Annotated in this window: 19 protein-coding genes; 8 read left to right on the top strand and 11 right to left on the bottom strand. The window is 72.9% G+C overall.

Translation table 11 applies throughout. The annotated features are described in order from the left end of the window. Nucleotides 1-114 precede the first annotated feature (114 nt). Nucleotides 115-1,623, top strand: coding sequence for an RtcB family protein (locus ACH34S_RS22670; protein ID WP_395954747.1), 1,509 nt, complete (start codon nucleotides 115-117; stop codon nucleotides 1,621-1,623). A 74-nt stretch (nucleotides 1,624-1,697) separates the two neighbouring features. Then, nucleotides 1,698-2,879: an acyl-CoA dehydrogenase family protein gene (locus ACH34S_RS22665; protein WP_395954746.1), complete on the top strand. Its 1,182-nt coding sequence runs from the start codon at nucleotides 1,698-1,700 to the stop codon at nucleotides 2,877-2,879. Between the two features lie 13 nt (nucleotides 2,880-2,892). Here ACH34S_RS22665 and ACH34S_RS22660 read toward each other — a convergent pair whose 3' ends face one another. The 3 genes from ACH34S_RS22660 to ACH34S_RS22650 form a co-directional block, all read right to left on the bottom strand. Next, nucleotides 2,893-3,690 carry an enoyl-CoA hydratase/isomerase family protein gene (locus ACH34S_RS22660; protein WP_395954745.1) on the bottom strand — a complete coding sequence of 266 codons (798 nt, stop codon included), beginning with the start codon at nucleotides 3,688-3,690 and terminating at the stop codon, nucleotides 2,893-2,895. Beyond that, entirely contained in the window at nucleotides 3,671-4,639 is a 969-nt protein-coding gene (locus ACH34S_RS22655; RefSeq protein WP_395954744.1) for an alpha/beta hydrolase, read from the bottom strand. Before ACH34S_RS22655 ends, ACH34S_RS22660 begins: the two co-directional genes overlap by 20 nt. Before the next feature lie 86 nt (nucleotides 4,640-4,725). Next, the gene (locus tag ACH34S_RS22650; protein ID WP_395954742.1) at nucleotides 4,726-5,478 is read right to left on the bottom strand and encodes a gamma-glutamyl-gamma-aminobutyrate hydrolase family protein; all 753 of its coding nucleotides are present in this window, start codon (nucleotides 5,476-5,478) and stop codon (nucleotides 4,726-4,728) included. 548 nt (nucleotides 5,479-6,026) lie between these two features. Between ACH34S_RS22650 and ACH34S_RS22645 the strand changes: the two genes are divergently transcribed. Continuing rightward, a complete protein-coding gene (locus tag ACH34S_RS22645) occupies nucleotides 6,027-7,313 on the top strand; it encodes a globin domain-containing protein (RefSeq protein ID WP_395954741.1) in 1,287 nt (428 codons plus the stop codon). Here ACH34S_RS22645 and ACH34S_RS22640 read toward each other — a convergent pair. Together ACH34S_RS22640 and thyX are read right to left on the bottom strand one after the other, a co-directional pair. Beyond that, complete coding sequence (locus ACH34S_RS22640; protein ID WP_395954740.1) at nucleotides 7,228-8,028, bottom strand: helix-turn-helix domain-containing protein; 801 nt, start codon at nucleotides 8,026-8,028, stop codon at nucleotides 7,228-7,230. The genes ACH34S_RS22645 and ACH34S_RS22640 overlap by 86 nt on opposite strands. Before the next feature lie 115 nt (nucleotides 8,029-8,143). Further along, nucleotides 8,144-8,941, bottom strand: a complete 798-nt coding sequence (gene thyX / locus ACH34S_RS22635) for an FAD-dependent thymidylate synthase (protein WP_395954739.1) — start codon at nucleotides 8,939-8,941, stop codon at nucleotides 8,144-8,146. 140 nt (nucleotides 8,942-9,081) lie between these two features. On the opposite strand from thyX, the gene ACH34S_RS22630 reads away from it, so the two are divergent. Beyond that, complete coding sequence (locus ACH34S_RS22630) at nucleotides 9,082-10,320, top strand: DUF1266 domain-containing protein (RefSeq protein ID WP_395954737.1); 1,239 nt, start codon at nucleotides 9,082-9,084, stop codon at nucleotides 10,318-10,320. Here the strand turns inward: ACH34S_RS22630 and add are convergent. Beyond that, nucleotides 10,317-11,354, bottom strand: coding sequence for an adenosine deaminase (add, locus tag ACH34S_RS22625; protein WP_395954735.1), 1,038 nt, complete (start codon nucleotides 11,352-11,354; stop codon nucleotides 10,317-10,319). The genes ACH34S_RS22630 and add overlap by 4 nt on opposite strands. A gap of 108 nt (nucleotides 11,355-11,462) precedes the next feature. On the opposite strand from add, the gene ACH34S_RS22620 reads away from it, so the two are divergent. After that, on the top strand, nucleotides 11,463-12,434 hold the full coding sequence (locus tag ACH34S_RS22620; protein ID WP_395954734.1) for a helix-turn-helix transcriptional regulator: 972 nt from the start codon (nucleotides 11,463-11,465) through the stop codon (nucleotides 12,432-12,434). 47 nt (nucleotides 12,435-12,481) lie between these two features. On the opposite strand, the gene ACH34S_RS22615 is transcribed toward ACH34S_RS22620, so the two are convergent. The 5 genes from ACH34S_RS22615 to ACH34S_RS22595 form a co-directional block, all read right to left on the bottom strand. Next, nucleotides 12,482-13,162 (bottom strand): hypothetical protein, encoded by a 681-nt coding sequence (locus ACH34S_RS22615; RefSeq protein WP_395954733.1) that lies wholly within the window; start codon nucleotides 13,160-13,162, stop codon nucleotides 12,482-12,484. Between the two features lie 50 nt (nucleotides 13,163-13,212). Further along, nucleotides 13,213-13,617, bottom strand: a complete 405-nt coding sequence (locus tag ACH34S_RS22610; protein ID WP_395954732.1) for a ChaB family protein — start codon at nucleotides 13,615-13,617, stop codon at nucleotides 13,213-13,215. Nucleotides 13,618-13,687: 70 nt separating this feature from the next. Next, the gene (locus ACH34S_RS22605) at nucleotides 13,688-14,626 is read right to left on the bottom strand and encodes an SDR family oxidoreductase (RefSeq protein WP_395954731.1); all 939 of its coding nucleotides are present in this window, start codon (nucleotides 14,624-14,626) and stop codon (nucleotides 13,688-13,690) included. Between the two features lie 80 nt (nucleotides 14,627-14,706). Then, complete coding sequence (locus ACH34S_RS22600; RefSeq protein ID WP_395954730.1) at nucleotides 14,707-14,853, bottom strand: GPGG-motif small membrane protein; 147 nt, start codon at nucleotides 14,851-14,853, stop codon at nucleotides 14,707-14,709. 251 nt (nucleotides 14,854-15,104) lie between these two features. Beyond that, nucleotides 15,105-17,261, bottom strand: coding sequence for an anthranilate synthase component I (locus ACH34S_RS22595; RefSeq protein WP_395954729.1), 2,157 nt, complete (start codon nucleotides 17,259-17,261; stop codon nucleotides 15,105-15,107). Between the two features lie 206 nt (nucleotides 17,262-17,467). On the opposite strand from ACH34S_RS22595, the gene ACH34S_RS22590 reads away from it, so the two are divergent. The 3 genes from ACH34S_RS22590 (at nucleotide 17,468) to mctP (ending at nucleotide 20,103) form a co-directional block, all read left to right on the top strand. Then, on the top strand, nucleotides 17,468-18,025 hold the full coding sequence (locus ACH34S_RS22590) for a VOC family protein (RefSeq protein ID WP_395954727.1): 558 nt from the start codon (nucleotides 17,468-17,470) through the stop codon (nucleotides 18,023-18,025). Between the two features lie 179 nt (nucleotides 18,026-18,204). Further along, nucleotides 18,205-18,489, top strand: a complete 285-nt coding sequence (locus tag ACH34S_RS22585) for a DUF3311 domain-containing protein (RefSeq protein ID WP_395954726.1) — start codon at nucleotides 18,205-18,207, stop codon at nucleotides 18,487-18,489. Nucleotides 18,490-18,492: 3 nt separating this feature from the next. Further along, nucleotides 18,493-20,103: a monocarboxylate uptake permease MctP gene (gene mctP / locus ACH34S_RS22580; RefSeq protein WP_395954725.1), complete on the top strand. Its 1,611-nt coding sequence runs from the start codon at nucleotides 18,493-18,495 to the stop codon at nucleotides 20,101-20,103. The last annotated feature ends 195 nt before the right edge of the window (nucleotides 20,104-20,298 follow it).

Below are 20,298 nucleotides of genomic sequence, written 5' to 3'. Positions count from 1 at the left end.
GAACCGGAGGAACGAGCGGGCCACCGTCCGCTCCCCCGCCGTCGCGCGCCTCCCTGCGCGGACGGCCTTCCCCCGCGCGCCATGACGCGCATCCAAGCAGCCCGAAGGAATCGCATGCCCGCACGTCAGGACCGCCGGCTCGTCCGCACGGACGAGCACTGGCTCACCCTCCCCAACCCGCACGGCGTCCCCGCCGAGATCTGCGCGGGCGACGACGTCCCGCTGGAGCCCGCCGCCGTGGACGAGGCCCTCTCGCTCCTCGACACCGCCGTCACCCTGGAACGCCTCGCCGAGGCCAAGCCGCACTACGACGGGCCCGCGCCGCGGATCACCCGCCTCGTCCTCACCCCCGACTTCCACAAGGGCGCCGGGATACCGATCGGCACCGTCCTGGAGACCGAGGGCGCGCTGCTCCCGCAGGCGGTCGGCAACGACGTCAACTGCGGGATGCGGCTGGAGGTGACCACGCTGCGCGCCGACCGCGTCCGGCCGAGGCTGGAGGCGCTGGAGCGGCGGCTGCGGCACCTGTTCTTCGAGGGCGGGCGCCGGATCGCGCTCACCCCCGCCCAGCGCGAGGGTCTCCTCCGGGACGGCCTGCCCGGTCTCCTGCTCACCGGGGAGACGCCCTGGCAGGGCGTCCGGCCCGGCGACGCCGAGGAGTGCCTGGACCGGGTGCACGCGTCCGGCCATCCGGTGGAGACGGCCGCCGCGTTCGCCGACTGGATCGGCAGCGCGGGCGGCGCGAGCCACGACAGCGTCATCGGCGGGATCGGCGGCGGCAACCACTTCGCCGAGCTGCAGTACGTGGCGGACGTCCACGACGCCGCCGCCGCGCACGCGTGGGGCCTGACGCCCGGCACGGTCGTGACGATGGTGCACAGCGGGTCGCTGTCGACCGGGCACCAGGCCAACGCGACGGCGCTGACCCGGCTCCGCGCGTACTGGCCCGCCGGGCTGCCCCGGCCGGGCAACGGCATCCTGCCGTTCCTGCTGGACGAGCGGTCCGAGCCGGACCGGCGCCGGTACCTCGACGCGTTCGGCAACGCCGCCAACTTCGCGTCCGGCAACCGGTTCTTCCTCTCCCTGACCATGCGCGCCGGGCTCGCGGCCGAATGCGGGGACATGGCGTCCCGGCTCCTGTACGACGCGCCGCACAACCTGTTCTGGCAGGACGGCGACCGGGTCGTGCACCGCAAGGGCGCGACCCCGGCGGGCGGGCACGCCGAGATGGCGGGCGGCCCGTACGCGATGTGGGGCGAGCCGGTGATCGTCCCGGGGTCGATGGGGGCGGCGAGCTTCGTCCTGCGCGGGCATGGGAGCCCGCGCACGCTCGCCAGCGCGTGCCACGGGGCGGGACGCCGCGTCCCGCGGGGCGCGGCGGCGCGCGGGAACGACGCCGAGCTGGACGCGTTCCTCCGCGACTTCCGCGTGGTGACACCGCTCGACCACCGGGACCCGAGAACGGCGCGGCGCTCCGACGTCATCGAGGCGTGGCGCCGTGACCTCAAGCAGGAGGCGCCGTGGGCCTACAAGGACATCGGCCCGGTGGTCGCCGGGCTGCGGGGCGGCGGCGTGGCGACGCCGGTCGCCGAGCTGCGCCCGCTCCTCACGGTCAAGGGATGACGCCGTACGAGGTCGTCAGTGTGCACTTACTAGAATCCGGTACGGTGAGCGGACCGAGCGTGTAGGGAGGCGCGGTGGACTTCGACCTGCCGGAGAGCGCGGCCGCGGTGCGCGAGGGCGTGCTCGCGATCGCCCGCGAGTACGACCAGGACTACTGGGGCCGCTGCGACGCGGACAAGCGCTGGCCCGAGGAGATCTGGCGGGATCTCGTCCGGGGCGGCTGGCACGCGCTGGCGATCCCGGAGGAGCACGGCGGCGGCGGGCAGGGGCTGCTGGAGCTGTCGGTCGCGCTGGAGGCCCTCGCCGAGGGCGGCGCGGGCGGCGCGGCGGGCTTCATGTACCTGCTCACGCCCGCGTTCGGCGGGCTGACGATCGCCCGGCACGGCACGGACGCGCAGCGCCGCGAGTTCCTGCCGGGGATCGCCGCCGGGGAGATCGAGACCTGCTTCGCGATCACCGAGCCGGACGCGGGCAGCAACTCCATCGCGATCACCACGCGCGCCCGCCGGGACGGCGACGGGTTCACCGTCAGCGGCCGGAAGATCTGGATCTCCGGCGTGGAGCGGGCCGACTTCATGCTGGTCGTCGCCCGGACGATCCCGGCCGCCGAGGCGCGTCCGCGCACGGCCGGGTTCACCGTCCTGCTGGTGGACGTCAAGCAGGCCGTCGCCGACGGCACGCTCACCTACCGGCCGATCCCGAAGCTCGGCACCAACGTCGTCGCGTCGAGCATGGTGTTCCTGGACGAGGTGCGCGTCCCCGCCGACCGGGTTCTGGGCGAAGTCGACCAGGGCTTCGCCGTCCTGTGGGACATCCTCAACCCCGAGCGCGTCCTGGCGGCGGCGAGCGGTGTCGGGTTCGGGGAGCTGGTGCTGCGGATCGCGTGCGAGTACGCGTCCGAGCGGGCGCCGTTCGGGAAGCCGATCGGCGCGAACCAGGCGGTCGCGTTCCCGCTCGCGCGGATCAAGGCGCAGGTCGAGCTGGCCCGCCTCATGACCTACAAGGCGGCCTGGCTGTGGGATCGGGGCCGCCCGTGCGGGCCGGAGGCCAACATCGCCAAGCTCACGGCCGCGGACGCGGCCTGGCAGGCCGCCGACCGCGCGTTCCAGACCTACGGCGGCATGGCCTACTCGCTGGAGTACCCGGTCGCGCGCATGTTCCGCGACGCGCGCATCGCCAAGAACATCCCGGTCGCGGAGGAGCTCGTCCTGGCGCACATCGCCCAGCACGAGCTGGGCCTGCCCAATTCGTACTGACCGCCTGCCCCGATCAGCCGAACTCGGGGCGGCGTTTCTCGCGGATCGCGGCGACGCCCTCCCGCACGTCCGGGCCGGTGAACCCGAAGAACTCCATCGCGAGCGACGCGTCGAACGTGGGACCGGCGAGCCGCAGCCAGTTGTTCAGCGCGTGCTTGGTGAACGACAGCGCCTCCGCGGGCCCGGCGGCGAGCCGCGCGGCGATCTCCAGGGCGCGGTCGTGGACGTCCTCGTCGTCGACGCACAGCGAGACCAGCCCGATCCGCTCCGCCTCCTCGCCGGTGAGGACTTCGTTGAGCAGCAGGTAGTACTTGGCCTTCGCCAGCCCGCACAGCAGCGGCCACACGATCGCGGCGTGGTCACCGGCCGCGACGCCCAGCCGCGTGTGCCCGTCGATGATCTTCGCGGTGCGGCCGGCGACGGAGATGTCGGCGAGCAGCGCGACCGCGAGGCCCGCGCCGACCGCCGGGCCCTGCACGGCGCTGACCACCGGTTTCGAGCAGTTCAGCACGTTCATCACGATGTCCCGGGCCTCGCGCATGATCGTCCGGCGGGCGGTGTGGTCGCCCATCATCTCCTCGATCATGGCGAGGTCGCCGCCGGCGGAGAACGCCGTCCCCTCGCCGCGCAGGAGCACGGCCCGCACCTCGTCGTCGGCGTCGGCGTCGCGCCAGATCTCCGCCAGCTCCCGGTGCCCGGTCCGGTCGACGGCGTTGAGCTTGCCGGGCGTGCTGATCACGACCCGCAGCACGCCCTCCCCCGCCCGGTCGATCTTCAGCCGCTCGTAGCGCTCATACGGTCCGCCGCCCATGCCCGGCTCCCTCCCGCGTCCGCTCGCCGAATGCCGCGCGCAATCGTCGCACAGCGAACTCGATGGCCTCCGCCCCGGCGTCGAAGATCTCGGGGAGCAGGAAGAACGCGTGCACGACGCCGTCGTGGCGGCGCAGCTCCACCGGCACCCCGGCGGCGCCGAGGCGGCGGGCGTACGCCTCCGCCTCGTCGCGCAGGATGTCGTACTCCGCGGTGATCACGGTGGCGGGCGCGACCCCGGCGAGGTCCGGGGCGCGCAGCGGCGCGAGCCCGGGGTCGGACGGGTCGGCCCCGCCCCGGTACAGGGTCATGAACCGGGCGAGGGTCGCCGCGTCCAGGCCGTATCCGGTGGCGTAGCGGCGCCAGCTCGGGGTGTCCATCGCCGTGTCGGTCACCGGGTAGACGAGCAGCTGGTGGACGAGCCGCACGCCCCGGTCGCGGGCCAGCAGCGCGACCACGGCGGCGAGGTTCCCGCCCGCGCTGTCACCCGCCACCGCGACGGCCCCGGGCCGGACGCCCCACCGCCCCGGCTCGCGCGCGGCGGACGCGACGACGGCCCACGCGTCGTCCACCGCCGCCGGGAACGGATGCTCGGGCGCGAGCCGGTACCCGACGTTCAGGACGGTGCAGCCCGTGCCCGCGGCCAGCTCGCGGCACAGCGCGTCCACGCTGTCGACGCTCCCGAGGACCCAGCCCCCGCCGTGCAGGTAGACGATCGCGGGAAGCGCGCCCCGGCCGGGCGGCTCCGGCCGGTACACGCGCACCGGCACGGACCCGCCCGGACCGGGCACGGCGACGTCGCGGACCAGTGGCAGCTCCCGCCGGACGGCCGGGGACGCCAACCCGACCTCGGCCCGCATCTCCTCGATCGTGGGCTCGGCGCCCTGCCGCAGGTCCGTCCAGGACGCGAGGACGTCCAGGAAGCGCACGGTCTGCGCGTGCAAGGGCATGCGGCCTCCGGCGGGCGGGAACGCGACAGGGATCTCCCCGATCGCCTTCCCCGGGCGCCGCGGCGTCAACCCCGCCGCGGCGGCCATCAGCGGCCGGCGGCCTCGGCGACCAGGGCCTCGAACAGCCGCCCGTCGCTCCCCTCCTCCGGATGCCACTGGACCGCCAGCCCGAAGCGGTGCCCCTGCAGCTCGACGGCCTCCACCACCTGGTCCTCCGCCCAGGCGACGGCGGACAGGCCCTTCCCGAGCCGGCTCACCGCCTGGTGGTGGTAGGTGGGGACGTCCGCGGTCTCGCCCAGGATCTTGCCGACCAGGCTCGTCCCGCTGATCCGCACCGGGTGCGAGCCGACCATCCCGATCTCCGGCGCGTGGCCCTTGTGCCCCACCGCCTCCGGCAGATGCTGGATGAGCGCCCCGCCGCGCGCCACGTTCAGCACCTGCATGCCCCGGCAGATCGCCAGGAACGGCAGGTCGGCGTCCACCACGGCGCGGGTGAGCGCCAGCTCGAACCGGTCGCGCAGCGGCTGCGGCGGCCCGGTCTCGGTGTGCCGGAGCGCGCCGTACAGGTCGGGATCGAGGTCGCCGCCGCCCGCGATGACGATCCCGTCGAGCCGCGCGACGAGGGCCTTCAGCCCGTGCAGCGCCGTGGTCGGGGGCAGCAGGACCGGGACCCCGCCGGCCCGTTCGACCGAGCGCACGTACGGTGCCGGCAGGAGCGCGGCCTCGCGCACCCAGGCCCCCCAGCGGGCCGGCTCCAGATAGGTGGTGACTCCGATGAGCGGCGGTGGCCCGTCACCGCCCGGGTTCGGGGCCGGGGCCCCGCGGATGGCCTCTGACATGCGTGCTTCCCCCTCTGCTGAGCACCGGCCACAGGACGGCGAAATGGGTGATTCGCCGTCCTTGACTGGACATCATGGTGCATCACCCTCCCCTCCGGCCGTCCTGCCCCCGCGCCTTGCCTCCCGGTCAGCTTGCCGCACGGGACCGATTCACGCAGTCCCAAACGGCGAGAACGTCAACGCGGGCCGGGCTTCCCGGCCGCCACGGCCACGGCGAACCCCCGGCCGCGAAAACCAGCAAATCCGGAAATCTTCCACCAGGGAGGAGGATCATCCTCCATCCGCCCACCCCCGACCCGGCCACAAGGAGTTCATTCCGGGCCATGTTGGTACTGATCAGTATGCGTCCGCTTCTTTCTGAATATCCGGCTACGGAGAATTAATGGCCGATCACGCACCGCTCTGATCACGCCGGCGTCCCGGCGTCCCGCTTGAACACCTGCGGATTCGGCTGCGAGAATCTCACCCAGCCGGGCATCGAACGCGGTCCGATCACCGCCGATATCCCGGACCAGGCCGCTGAAAAGCCCCAGGGGGCGAGCAGGCGAATGGCACCGGAACCCCGAATCGTCAAAGAGACCTTCACCCGCCTCGAATCCGACCCGGCGGGCGCGATGAGCTTTTTCTACGGCCGCCTTTTCGCGGCGGAACCGCGGCTGCGCGCCCTGTTCCCGCCCGCGATGGGCACCCAGCACGACCGTTTCTTCCACGCGCTCACCCGGCTCGTCTGGAGCCAGGACAACCCGGAGGACCTCGCCCGCCACCTCGGGCGGCTCGGCCGCGACCACCGCAAGCACGGGGTGCTGCCCGAGCACTACCCCGCCGTCGAGGCCGCGCTCATCGCGACGCTGCGCTTCTTCGCCGCCAACGTGTGGACCGCCGAGGCCGAGCGCGCGTGGACCTCCGCCTACCGGTCCGCCGCCGCGACGATGATCGAGGCCGCGGAGCGGGACGCGGCGGACGCCCCGCCCTGGTGGCTCGCCGAGGTCGCCGCGCACGACCGCCGCGCCGGCGACCTCGCGGTCCTCACGCTGCGGCCCGAGCGTCCGCTGCCGTTCCTGCCCGGCCAGCGCGTCAGCGTGCAGACGCCCCGCTGGCCCCGCGTCTGGCGGCCGTACTGGATCGCGAACGCGCCCCGCTCCGACGGGATGCTGCGCCTGCACGTCCGCGCCCGCCCCGCCGGATGGGTCAGCGGCGCGCTCGTGCGGCACACCGCGCCCGGCGACACCGTGCTGCTCGGCCCGGCCGCGGGCTCGATGACGCTCGACCGGGACTCCGGCCGCGGGCTGCTGCTGATCGGCGGCGGCACCGGCCTCGCCCCGATGAAGGCGCTCGCCGAGCAGGCCCTCTCGTCCGGGCCCGGACGCGACGTCCACCTGCTCGTCGGCGCCCGCGACGGGCGGGACCTCTACGACCTGGAGGAGCTGCGCCTGCTGGAGTCCGCCTACCCGCGGCTGCGCCTGACCACGGTCCTGTCGCGACCACCCGAACCCCACGACGCGCCGGGCCGGGCGCCGGGCTCCCCGCAGGGCCGGCTGCCCGACGTCCTGCCGTGCTTCCTGGACCGCCTGCCCCACTGGGAGGACCTCGACGCCTACGTCGCCGGGCCCGCCCCCTTCGTCCGGAGCACCGCCACCGCGCTGCAGCGGCACGGGATGCCCCTCTCCCGGATCCACCACGACCTGCTCGACGCGGAGGACGAGCCGCCCCGCGCCGGCACGCCCGCCGGGACGTCCGCAGGGGCGCCCGTCACCAGCCCGCGCGTTCCCGCAGGAAGCGGGTCGTCGGCTCATCCGCCGGGTAGAACGATTCGATCGCCAGCTCCGCGACCGTGATGTCGACCGGCGTGCCGAACGTCGCGATGGTGGTGAAGAACGACAGCTCCCGGCCGTCCGACCGCAGCCGCAGCGGGACGACCACCTCGCCGCCCGCGGGCGGCGCGAACGCCTCCCCCACGTCCCCGGGGAAGCTCCGCAGCTCCCGGTAGAGCTGGGCGAGGCCCGCGTCCGCGGTCAGCGCCACGTGCCGCCGCACCCGGTCGATCATGTGGGCGCGCCACTCGGGCAGGTTCACGATGTGCCTGGCCATCCCGTCCGGATGCATGCTGAGGCGCAGCACGTTCAGCGGGGGCTCCAGCAGCTCCGGCGCGACGCGCTCCATGAAGAGCCCGGCCGCGGCGTTGGCGTCGACCAGGTTCCAGAACCGGTCCACGACGACCGCCGGGAACGGCTCGTGCCCGTCCAGGACCTGCTTGAGCGCCGCGCGGACGGTGTCCATCCGCGGCTCCTCGAACGGCGTCTCGCCGAACACCGGCGCGTACCCGGCCGCCACCAGCAGCAGGTTCCGGTCGCGCAGGGGGACGTCCAGGTGCTCGGCCAGCCGCAGCACCATGTCCCGGCTCGGTGCCGAGCGCCCGGTCTCCACGAAGCTCAGGTGCCGCGTCGACACGTCCGCCGCCGACGCCAGCTCCAGCTGGCTCAGCCTGCGCCGCTGCCGCCACGCGCGCAGCAGGTCCCCCACCGGTCTGACATCGCTCAACGCCGCCGTCACGCCCCCGACGCTACCCGCGGCCCGTAATGCCGGCGATTACGTCGCAGGTAACGTGCGACCGGCCCGACGCCTTTACATTGTAGATTCTTATTGGGGTGAGCGGCGCGGCCGCCGCCTAGACCTTCCGCCACTTGGGGATCCAGGTCCCGTCCTCGACGACGTAGTCGCCGAACAGGTCCGGGGCCTCCTTGCGCATCACTTCGCCGATCTTGCCGAACAGCAGCCGGATCTCCTCCTCGGCGCCCGGCGCGGTGCGGTTCTCCAGGGTGTGGCGCAGCGTGCGGACGTTGGCCGTCCAGACCAGGCCGGTCCCGACGCCCTCGGGCGCGAACCGCCGCATGAACGAGGTCTTGTGCTTCTTCTCCTTGAACGGCACGCCCTCGTCGTCCAGGCCGAAGTGCCCGGCCATCCACGCCTGGAACTCCTCCATCTGCTCCAGCATCGCGGTGGCGCGCTTCATCAGCTCGGCGTCCTCGCGGGCCCATTCGGGGAACCAGAAGGGGAGGTCCTGGAGCCGGACGAACCGCATCGACTCCTGCGAGATCGCCACCCCCGGACGGTGCCGCACGAGCTCGTGGGTGAGGACGCGGCTCACGTTGTGCAGGACGAAGCTGAAGTTGACGTGCTCCAGCACCGAACCGTGCAGGCTGCGCAGGATGTTCTCCAGATACTCGCCCGAGTCGGTCCGGATCCGCTTCACGTTGGGGTTCAGGCCCGGCTCCCAGGAGCGGTAGCAGAGCCGTCCCGCGAACTCGGCGAGGTTCTGCGGGTCGTTCAGCTCGTCGTCGAGGTCGCCCCGGTCGAGACGCTCCAGCCAGCTCTCGCCGCCGACGTCCCGCAGGTACCGGGAGACCTCGTCGTAGTCCAGGTCGGGCCGCGCTACGAGGAACACCTCTGGTTCGACGCTCTTCACTCTCGTATCCCCCTCGCTCGTTTCCGTCGTCCATAGGAAACCACCCCCCGCACGACGCCCGCGACCCGGGCACGACCGGTCTCCCCCAAGGCTGACCACGGAGATCACCGGGCCCGGTACCGTTGCCCGCGGAGGGGACCATGACTTATCAGGGCATTCTCGACCGGGCCCGGAAGTTCGAGCGGCAGGGGCGGGCCGGGGAGGCCGCGGCCGCGTACGCGGAGGCCGCCGAGGCGATGGAGGCGCGCGGCGACCTGGCGCCCGCCGTCGCGGCGCGGGCACGGTGCGCGCGGGCGCTCGCCGCGGCGGGGAAGACGGGCGAGGCGCAGCGGCTGCTCGACACGCTCGACCGGGGCGCCGCGTCCATGCCCGCCGCGGTCCGCGCCGGGCTGGACGCGCAGGCGGCGCACGTCATGGCCGCCGCGGGCCGTACCGGCGAGGCGGCCAGGCGGGCGTGGGCGGCGATGAGCGCGTTCTGGGCACTGCACGACGCCAAGCGCGCCGACGCCGCCGGGGTGCACGCGGCGCGGCTCATCGTCAAGGACGCCGGCCCGCGGGAGGCGCTGCGGCCGCTGCGCGAGCTGATGGCGCAGATGCCGCCCGGCGGGGACGGGCACCGGCAGGTCGCCAAGCTGCTCGCCGACGCCGAACGGCGGCCCGACCGCGACCACGACGTCCTGATCACCGATCCCGGCAGCGCCGCGTGGGGGCGGCTCGCCGCGGCGCTCGCCGTGGGCGCGCACCTCGCGGTCGGCAACGGGGTGGCCTGGAACACGCTCAACCATGACGACCCCGGCGGGGACCGGGACCTGCTGGAACGCGACTGGGGCATCACCGACCACGCGAGCTGGCGCGAGCAGATGGACGGGCTGCTGGAGGCCCGCAACAGCGACCCCGCCATCCAGATGGTCCTCGACCGGCGCGGGCGCGGCACCGACCAGGGGGCGTGGCGCGCGGCGATCGTGGCCTGGTGCCGGGAGCGGGACGTCGCGGAGCAGACCGTCCACGAGGTCGTCGAGATGTCCGGGCTGATCCTGCGGTACGAGTCGCGGTTCCGCGCCGACGGCCTCCTCCCGCCGGACGGGCGGGTCGAGAGCGTCTACGGCTACGACTTCGGCCGCGCGGTGAACATGGCCCGCTGGGGCCTGAACGCCGGGTACTGCGACGCGGAGGAGGCCGAGAAGTGCGTCCTCACCGCCGGGCAGCGCGCCAACCAGGTCTACACGTCGTGGGGGGCGTTCTCCGCCGGGTACGTCCTCGGGCGGATGCTGCGGTTCGACGACGGCGAGTTCGGCGAGTGGTACGAACGCTCCGTCGCCGGGCACCGCGTCCTGGCCGAGGAACCTGAGAGCCCCTGGCGTCGCATGGCGTGGGGCTAGGCCGCGCCGCCGGTCACGGTGTCGATGTCGGCGAGGATCGCCCGGCGGGCCTCCTCCTCCAGCGACGAGGCGGTCACGGCGTTGCGGGCCAGGGCCGCCAGGCCGTCGCGGCCCAGGCCGAACACCTCGGCGGCGATGCGGTACTCGCCGGTGAGGGTCGTGTCGAACATCGGCGGGTCGTCGCTGTTCAGCGTGACGAACAGGCCCTCGTCCAGCATCCGCGGCAGCGGGTGCTCGGCGATGGCGGCGACCTGCCCGGTGCACACGTTGGACGTCGGGCACACTTCGAGCGCGATCCGCGTCTCGCGCAGGTGCGCGACGAGGCGCGGGTCGTCCAGGCAGCTGATGCCGTGGCCGATCCGTTCGGCGTGCAGGCCCTCGACGGCCTCCCAGATCGTCTCCGGACCGGTCATCTCGCCGGCGTGCGGGAGGCTGCGCAGCCCGGCGGCGCGGGCGGCGGCGAACGCGGCGCGGAACGCGTCCCGGTGCGGCGGGCGCATCTGCTCGATGCCGCCGAGGCCGAACCCGACGAGCGCCTCCGGCGGGTGCCGGAGCGCGTGGTCGAGGGTGCCGCGGGCGCCGTCGGCGCCGAACTCGCCCGGGATGTCGAAGATGTAGGCGACGCGGATGCCGAGCCGCTCGCGGGCCTCGCGGACCGCGTGGTCGAGCGCCTCGGTGATCGCGGGCATCGGCATCCCGGCGCGCTGGTGCGTGTACGGGGTGACGGTCAGCTCGACGTACCGGACGTTCTGGGCGGCGAGGTCGCGGGCGACGCCGAACACGAGCGTCCCGACGTCCTCGGGCGTCCGGACGAGGCTCGACACCGCCTCGTACACCTCGGCGAAGTGCGGGAAGTCGCGGAACTCGTAGAAGGCGCGCAGCTCGCGCTCGTCCACCGGGACGGGCCCGTCGGGGTGGCGGCGGGCGAGTTCGAGCACGGTCGGGACGGACGCGGAGCCCACGAGATGGACGTGCAGCTCGACCTTCGGCAGGGCGTCGATGAACGCTTCGATGGAGGTTTTTTCGGTGAGCACGCCGTGAAGCTAACAGCCCGTCCGCCCGGCCCGGAAGGCGATCCGGACGAAGCTGCCACGAAATTGTCAGGAACGGCCCTGGGGCGGCGTTCCTGGTAGACAGGGGGCGTGCGGGCGGCTCGGTTGATCTCGATGGTGCTGCTCCTGCAGTCGCGGGAGACGATGACGGCGGGCGAGCTCGCGCGGGAGCTGGAGGTGTCCGAGCGCACCGTCTACCGGGACATGGAGGCGCTGTCGGCGGCCGGGGTCCCGGTGTACGCCGAGCAGGGCCGCGCGGGCGGGTACCGGCTCGTCGGCGGGTACCGGACGCGGCTGACCGGGCTCACCCGCGAGGAGGCCGAGGCGCTGTTCCTGTCCGGGCTGCCGGGACCGGCCGGGGACATGGGCCGCGGCGACGCGGTCGCCGCGGCGGAGCTGAAGGTCCTGGCGGCGCTGCCCGCCTCGCTGCGGGACGCGCCGTCGCGGGCGGGCCAGCGGTTCCATCTCGACGCGCCAGGGTGGTTCGGCGAGTCGGGCCCGCCACCGCTGCTGCGCGACCTCGCCCGCGCCGTTTGGGAGGACGAGCCGGTCGAGCTGCGCTACCGCCGCAAGGACACCGAGGTCACGCGGACGGTCGAGCCCTACGGGCTGGTGCTGAAGAACGGCATCTGGTACCTGATCGCGCGGGTCGGCGGCACGCCGCGCACCTACCGGGTGGACCGGGTCACCGGCGTCCGGCCGGCGGGCGGCCGCTTCGACCGCGACGAGGACTTCGACCTCGCGGCGCACTGGCAGGAGCAGGCGGCGTCGTTCGTGCGGTCGATGCTCCGGGAGGAGATCACCGTCCGGCTGTCGCCGGCGGGGATGCGGATGCTGCGGTTCGCCGTCGAGCCGTACGCGGCGCGGCGGGCGCGGGAGGGCGCCGGGGAGCCCGACGGGAAGGGGTGGGTGGTCACCACGCTTCCCGTCGAGTCGATGACGGTCGCGGCGTCGGAGCTGATGCGGTTCGGGCCGGAGGTCGAGGTCCTCGCGCCGCCGGAGCTGCGCGAGCGGATGGCGGACGCCGCCGCCCGACTCGCGGAGCTGTACGCGACCCGCTGATCCGGGCCACCGGCGTCGGGCGCGAGGAGCCCGGCCCGCCGGCGGCGTCAGGCGCGGGCGGCGGCCTCGGCCGTGCGGCGGATGCCGTCGTACTCGTCGTGCACGTCGGCGAGCGCGAGCGCGCCCACCAGCCAGGACAGCTTCTCCTCGCCGCCGCCCCTGGCCACGTCCTCCAGCAGCTCGCGGGGGTCGGACGGCAGGCCGAGCCGCTCGGCGGCCCCGGCGGCGCGCTCGTCGACGAAGGGCCCTGCCTCCGGCCAGAACATCTGCGCCTCGCGCAGGAAGACCGTCAGGCCGGCGTCGTCCATGCCGGGGATCTCCCGGAGGAGGTCGCGCAGCCGTCCGGCGTCGCCGTCCGCCGCCGCCCGGAGCCGCTGCAGGTCGCCGTCGTAGCGGTCCATGACGAGGCGGGTGGCCTCGCCCAGCCGCCGGGACGCCTGCTCGGCGCCGCCGTAGCCCGCGCGGTCGATGACCTCGGCCCGGCCGCGCTCGTCCGACTTCGCCATCTCGGGCGCGCTGTCCCAGTGCCGGTCCAGCAGGGCGCGGGTCGCGTCGACGGCGGCCCGCGACGGCGCGCCGTCGTCGGCGAGGATCGACAGGACCAGCAGCCGGAACAGCCCCGCCGCCGTGTTGGTCACCGTGAAGCCGGTGGTCTCGGCGACGTAGCCGTCCGGGTGCCGGTCCAGCAGGGTCCGGACGGTGGCCTTGGTGCGTTCGTCCATGGGCATGGCCGTTCGCCTCCTCGTCCTCGCTCGTCCCTCTCGTCCCGCTCGCGCGGCTAGCCCTGCTTGCGCGCGATCGCCTCGGCGAGCTCTTCCTTGGTCATCTTCGAGCGGCCCTGCACGTCGAGGTCGGCCGCGCGGTCGTACAGTTCCTTCTTGCTGTTGCCCTCGACGTCCACGCCGCCGAAGCTCTTCCCACGGCCGCGGCGGGCCTGCGGGTCCTTGGCCCGCGGGTCGGACGGGCCCTTGCGTCCCTTCGGGAGCCAGCGGTCGCCGCGCTTCTCGAACTTGTGCTTGAGCGCCGAGTAGGCGGTGCGGTGCGCCCGCTCCCCCTCCCCGTAGGTCTCGACCGCGGAATCGTGGGCCTTGGCGAAGGTCTCCTGGGCCTCCGCCGGGGAGCGCTGGAGCGTGCTGGGGAGCTCCTGCTTCCGCAGCTTGCCGCTCTTGGTCATCATCGGCATGGCTCCTCCTTCCAGGTCACTGCAAGCCATAACCGCCTCAAACCATCTGAAACAGGAGCAAATCCCCTTGTCAGCGGTAGCCGGTGACGTCGGCGGGCAGCCCCGCCTGCTCCACCTCGACGATGTAGCGCCACGCGTCCGGGCGGCTGCCGTCGGCGTCGGTGAAGCCGTACTCCTGCGCGAGACCGCCGCTGGACAGCGACGCGCCGTTCCAGCGGGCCCGGTCCGGGTCGGCGGCGAGCGCCGCGACGGCGCGTCCCACGTACGCCGGGGACTCCGAGATCGCGAAGTGCGGGACGTCCTTCGTGGCGTCGAGCCAGTTCGCCTCGGTGACCCCGAAGTTGTCGAGCATCGCCTCCGAGCGCAGCCAGCCTGGCGTCAGCGCCAGCGCCGTCGCCCCGTACTCCGCGATCTCCTCGGACTGGGCGAGCGCCATCCTGATCACGGCGCTCTTGACGAGGTCGTAGAAGTAGCCGACGTCCTTGCGGTACGCCGCGTTGTACTCGGCGGTCCCGTCGGTCATCTCGATCACGAGCCCGCCGGGCTCGCGGATCAGCAGCGGCAGGGCGCGGTGGCTGGTGATGGCGTGGGTGTCGATGCCGAGACGCAGCATCCGCAGCCCGTTGCCGAGGGACTGCTCCCACAGCGGCTTGCCGAACTCGAAGTAGTTGTCCGAGCCCCAGACGTCGTTGACGAGGACGTCCAGCCGGCCTTGCTCGGAGTCGATGCGCGCGACGAGCGCGCCGACCTGCTCAGGGTCGAGGTGGTCGACCCGGACGGCGATGCCCTCGCCGCCCGCGGCCGTCACCAGCTCGGCGGTCTCCTCGATGGTCTCGGGACGGCCCATCTCCGAGCGGTTCGCCCGGGTGGAGCGTCCGGTCACGTACACGGTCGCGCCGGCGGCGCCGAGCTCGACGGCGATACCGCGGCCCGCGCCGCGCGTCCCGCCCGCGACCAGGGCGATCTTTCCTGCCAGCGGGGTGGTGTTCGGTGTGGTGGCACTGCTCATGGGGACGATGCTGGCACCGAAACCTGACAACCCGTGTCAGCGTTCCGTCCCGGCGTGCCGCCACGCGGGCGAGAAGAGGGTCAGTTGAAGATGCTCACCCCTCCCGGGCCGACGAGCAGCCCGACCACGATGAGCACGAGGCCGAAGATCAGTTCGCGGCGGGCGAGGATCACGTAGACCCCGGCGATGACCAGGATCACGGCGATGAGCCACAGAATCGTCATCATGGCGGGCGGGATCCCCGTGGAGAGCGCCCGGAAACGAATACCGCGTTTCGGATGACCGAAATAGCCGTTTTGTACCTCAAGGCCGGGTCCCGGGCGCGGAGAGGGGATTGCTCCCCTCTCCGCTGGGATAACGGCGATCACTGCGTCGCGGAAGGGCGGCGCCGTGGCCGGTTACCCAGTCTTCCCGCGCCCGGTGGGTCGCGAAAGGACCCAGAGGACCATTTCGCCCCGCCGCCCCTCCTGCTTGGGGACTAGGGACGGCTCAGCCTCAGGACGTTGGCCACGATCCGGTGCCCGGCCCCGCCCGCCGCCGTGAGGATGGACTCCGGGTGGAACTGCACCGCCCAGCGCCGCCGCTCCGGGGCCTCGATCGCCATGACGACGTCGCCGGTCAGCGCCGTCACCTGGAACCCCTTCACCCGTTCGGGCGTGGCGTGCAGCGAGTGGTAGCGGGCCGCGGTGAACTCGTCCGGGAGGCCCTCGAACAGCGCGCCGCCGGTGACCTTGACCTGGCCGGGCTTCCCGTGGGACGGCTCGGGCAGCAGCGCCAGCTCGCCGCCCGCGTGCTCCACCATCGCCTGCAGGCCGAGGCAGACGCCGAAGACCGGGAGGTTCCGCTCGTCCAGGGCGTCCAGGAGGGAGTGGGCGGCGAAGTCCTCGGGGCGGCCCGGCCCCGGAGACAGGACGACCAGGTCGGGCGCGTGCTCGTCCAGCAGCCGCGCCGGGAACCCGTGCCGGAGGGTGACGACGCCGGCGCCCTGCTGGCGGAAGTAGTCGGCGAGGGTGTTGACGAACGAGTCCTCGTGGTCGACGAGCAGCACCTTCAGCCCGTCCCCCGCCCGGTCGGCCCGCGGCTCCACCCGGGGCCCGGCGGCGGCGCCCTCCTGGGACTCGGCGAGCGCGCCGAGCAGCGCGCTGGCCTTGAGGTGCGTCTCGCGCTCCTCCTCGTCGGGGTCGGAGTCGTAGAGCAGCGTCGCCCCGGCCCGGACGGTCGCGATGCCGTCGCGGATCTGCGCCGTCCGCAGCGTCAGGCCCGTGTTCATCGACCCGTCGAACCCGATGCATCCGACCGCCCCGCCGTACCAGCGGCGCGGCGACTCCTCCTGGTCCTCGATGAACTGCATCGCCCACGTCTTCGGCGCGCCGGTGACGGTGACCGCCCACATGTGGGTGAGGAACGCGTCGAGCGCGTCGAACCCGGGGCGCAGCCGTCCCTCGATGTGGTCGACGGTGTGGATCAGCCGGGAGTAGATCTCGATCTGCCGGCGGCCGAGGACGCGCACGCTGCCCGGCACGCAGATCCGCGACTTGTCGTTGCGGTCCACGTCGGTGCACATGGTCAGCTCCGACTCGTCCTTGGTGGACGACAGGATCGCGCGGATCTGCTCGGCGTCCTCCAGCGCGTCGGCGCCGCGCTTGATCGTCCCGGCGATCGGGCACGTCTCGACCCGGTCGCCGCCGACCCGGACGAACATCTCCGGCGACGCGCCGACCAGGTACTCGCCGTCGCCCAGGTTGAACATGAACTCGTACGGGGCCGGGTTGGTCTCGCGGAGGCGCTCGAAGAACGCGGCGGGCGCGTCGCACCGGCCGTACATGGCGTGCCCCGGGGTCACCTCGAACAGGTCGCCGCGGATGAACTTCTCCTTCGCGTCCCGCACCATCTGCGCGTACACGCCGGGCACGGGCTGCGGCGGAAGCTCCGCGTGCACCGGGACGGGCGTCGGCTCGGTGCCGCGCGCCAGTCCCTCGGTGCTCCTGCCCCCGATCTCGAACTCGTAGGAGAGGCGGTGCGAGGTCTCGCGCTTGCGGTCCACGACGACGAGTTCGTCGGGCAGGTGCAGGACGAGGTCGCGCTGGTCGTCCGGGCGTTCCAGGCGGGTCCGCAGCGGCTCGAACTGGAGCGACAGGTCGTACCCGAACGCGCCGTAGAGGCCGAGGTGCGGGTCGTCGCAGGCGAACAGGCCGACGATGGCGCGCAGGGCGGTGAACACGGTCGGCTGGCGGCTGCGCTCCTCCTCTGGGAAGAACCCCTCCGCCGGCGGGACGAACAGCTCGAAGAGGCCGAGCTCGTCGGTCCTCACCTCGCCGGCGTCGCGGAGGACGGCGGCCATGGCGGGCACGAGGACGCGCCCGCGCTCGTTGAGGGCCCGCACGGCGACCGTCCGGCCGCGGGCGACGATCTCCGCGCAGGGGTCGACGTAGGCCATGTGCCAGCGGCTGTAGCGGCCCGGGTACTCCATCCCGGAGCTGAGGACGCCGCCGCGCCGCTCCCCCACGGCGGCGACGAGGGCGTTCAGCACATCGGACTTGCGCTCGGGGTCGACCGGGATGGCCGTACGGCTCACCCGTACGCCCCCGGCCGTGACGAACTCGCTGGTCAGCGGCTGCTGTGAGACGGTCTCCACCGCGGTGGCCCCTCATGTCGGGCCCTCACCAGGCGGGGAGAACGCAAAACGACCGCCGGTGAGGGCGGTCGCCTGATCTGAACACGCACGAACCGGCACCGCCGCTAGCGGCGCCACCACCACTGGGAGGCTGCGATTCGCATGCGGCGAGGTTACCATGGGCACAGCTGAAAGGGATCACTTACTGGACGACGGAGCGGGCTCCCATGACCAGCGAGAACACCGAGTTCGAACTGCGCGGCGTCAACCATCTCGCGCTCGTCTGCAGCGACATGGAGCGGACGGTGGGCTTCTATCAGGGCGTGCTCGGCATGCCGCTGATCAAGACGATCGAGCTGCCGATGGGCTGGGGCCAGCACTTCTTCTTCGACTGCGGCGGCGGGAACGCGCTCGCCTTCTTCTGGTTCCCGGACGCGCCCGAGCCCGTCCCCGGCGTGTCCGCGCCGAAGACCCTGCCCGACCGGGGCGAGCTGCTGTCGGCCGTGGGGTCGATGAACCACGTCGCGTTCGACGTCCCGCCGGAGCGGATCGAGGAGTACCGCGACCGGCTGATCGCCAAGGGCGTCGACGTCGGGGTGCTGCTCAACCACGACGACAGCGAGTTCGGTGTCGCGCCGGAGAACCACGAGGGCGTGTTCGTCCGCTCCATCTACTTCAAGGACCCCGACGGGATCCTGCTGGAGTTCGCCGCGTGGACCCGGGAGCTCGACCGGCCCACCGACGTCCGGCACGAGCCGCGGACCGCCGCCGACCGCACCGTCTGAACGACGCCTCAGCTCCCGCGCACCCCGCTTCCTGGTGGAACGATCCACTCAGTCGTGCCGTGAGCGAGATCACACCGTGATCATGTGACGTGTACTCTCGCCCGGCCGCACTCTCCGGCACGGCACGGTCACGCGATCCGGACGGCCGCGCCCGCGACGCACGACGAGGAGGACCCCCGTTGGCTCCCGAGAACCCGAAGAAGACCGACCCGAAGGACACCGATCCGCCCCCGCCGTCCCCGCCCGCGCCGCCGCCACCGCCGTCCAGTGGACGCTCCGACCGGAGTCCCTGGAACTGGCTGCTGCTCCTCCCGGTCGCGGTGCCGCTGATGACGTTCATCTACAACAGCGACGAGCCCCGCCTGGCGGGGTTCCCCGCCTTCTACTGGATCCAGCTCGCCTTCATCCTGCTCGGCGTGAGCACCACGGTCGTCGTGTACCGGATGACCAGGAAGCGGGGCTGAGCCATGGCGAGCGACCACATCACCGAGATCGTCATCTTCTCCCTGTTCTTCCTCGTGGTCAGCGGGATGGGGTTCGTCGCGGCGCGCTGGCGCCGCGCCGAGACCCTCGACAACCTGGACGAGTGGGGTCTCGGCGGCCGCAGCTTCGGCGGCTGGGTCACCTGGTTCCTGATCGGCGGCGACCTCTACACCGCGTACACGTTCGTGGCCGTCCCGGCGCTGGTGTTCGGCGCGGGCGCGGCGGGGTTCTTCGCGGTCCCGTACACGGTCGTCGTGTATCCGCTGGTGTTCCTGTTCCTCATCCGGCTGTGGTCGGTGTCGCACGTGCACGGGTTCGTGACGCCGGCCGACTTCGTCCGGGCGCGGTTCGGGTCGCCGACGCTGGCGCTGCTGGTCGCGATCACCGGCATCGTCGCGACGATGCCCTACATCGCGCTGCAGCTGGTCGGCATCGAGGCGGTGCTGAAGGCGATGGGCGTGCACGGCCACTGGCCGATCATCATCGCGTTCGTGATCCTCGCGGCCTACACCTACCAGTCGGGGCTGCGCGCGCCGGCGCTGATCGCCTTCGTCAAGGACGCGCTGATCTACCTGGTGATCATCGTGGCGGTGCTGTACATCCCGGCGAAGCTCGGCGGCTGGGGCGAGGTCTTCGGGGCGGCGAAGGCCAAGTTCGAGGCGACGCCCGCGCCCGGGGACGGGATCACGATCGCCGGGAGCGGCCAGCTGAACTACGCGATGCTGGCGCTCGGCTCGGCGATGGCGCTGTTCCTGTACCCGCACAGCGTCACCGGCGTGCTCGCCGCCCGCAACCGCGACACGATCAAGCGGAACATGGCGGCGCTGCCCGCCTACAGCCTGGTGCTCGGCCTGATCGCGCTGCTCGGCTACATGGCGATCGCGGCGGGCGTGAAGCCGGTCACCACCGACGGCAAGCCCGACGCGAACACGGCCGTCCCGGTGCTGTTCGACCAGATGTTCCCGGACTGGTTCGCCGGGGTGGCGTTCGCCGCCGTGGGCATCGGCGCGCTGGTCCCGGCGGCGATCATGTCGATCGCCGCGGCCAACCTGTTCACCCGCAACATCTACCGGGAGTACCTCAAGCGGGACGCGACCGAGAAGCAGGAGGCGACGGTCAGCAAGCTGGTGTCGCTGATCGTCAAGGCCGGTGCGGTGCTGTGCATCCTCGCGCTGGACCCGGAGTTCTCCATCGACCTCCAGCTGATCGGCGGCGTGATCATCCTGCAGACGCTGCCGGCGGTGGCGCTCGGCCTGATGACGCGCTGGTTCCACCGGGGCGCGCTCATCGCCGGATGGGCCGGCGGCATGGCCGCGGGCCTGTGGATGCTGTACCAGATCCCGAACCCGGCGAAGGGCAAGGAGCACTTCGGCGGCTCGGCCTACCCGCTGAGCGACCTCGGCATCGACACCACCATGACGATGTACGCCGGGATGCTGGCGCTCGCCGTCAACGTCGCGGTCGCGGTGGCCGGCACCGTGGTCTGCCGGGCCGCGCGGCTGGCGGACGGCCTGGACGCGACCCGCACGTCCGACTACTTCGCGGACGAGGGCGACCCGAAGGTCAAGGAGCTGGACCTGACCTCTAGCACCTGAGCCGGCGGCCGGTGACGGAACGGCACGTTTCCGCTCGGGCCTGCATATTTCCGCATCGTCCCATTTCGCACCGGCCGCGCCTTTCAATTCCGGGTGCCCGAAAATTCGTTTCGGGCACCCGGAGCCATGATCACGTCCGTCAGCTGGGCTTTCGCGCCGGGCTGACCGGTGATCGAACACTCCGGAGATCGTCCC

Source organism: Actinomadura sp. 3N508 (genome assembly GCF_044326375.1).
Taxonomy (GTDB): domain Bacteria; phylum Actinomycetota; class Actinomycetes; order Streptosporangiales; family Streptosporangiaceae; genus Spirillospora.
Note: the sequence above shows the minus strand (reverse complement) of the source record. Positions and strands in the feature narration are given on the sequence as shown.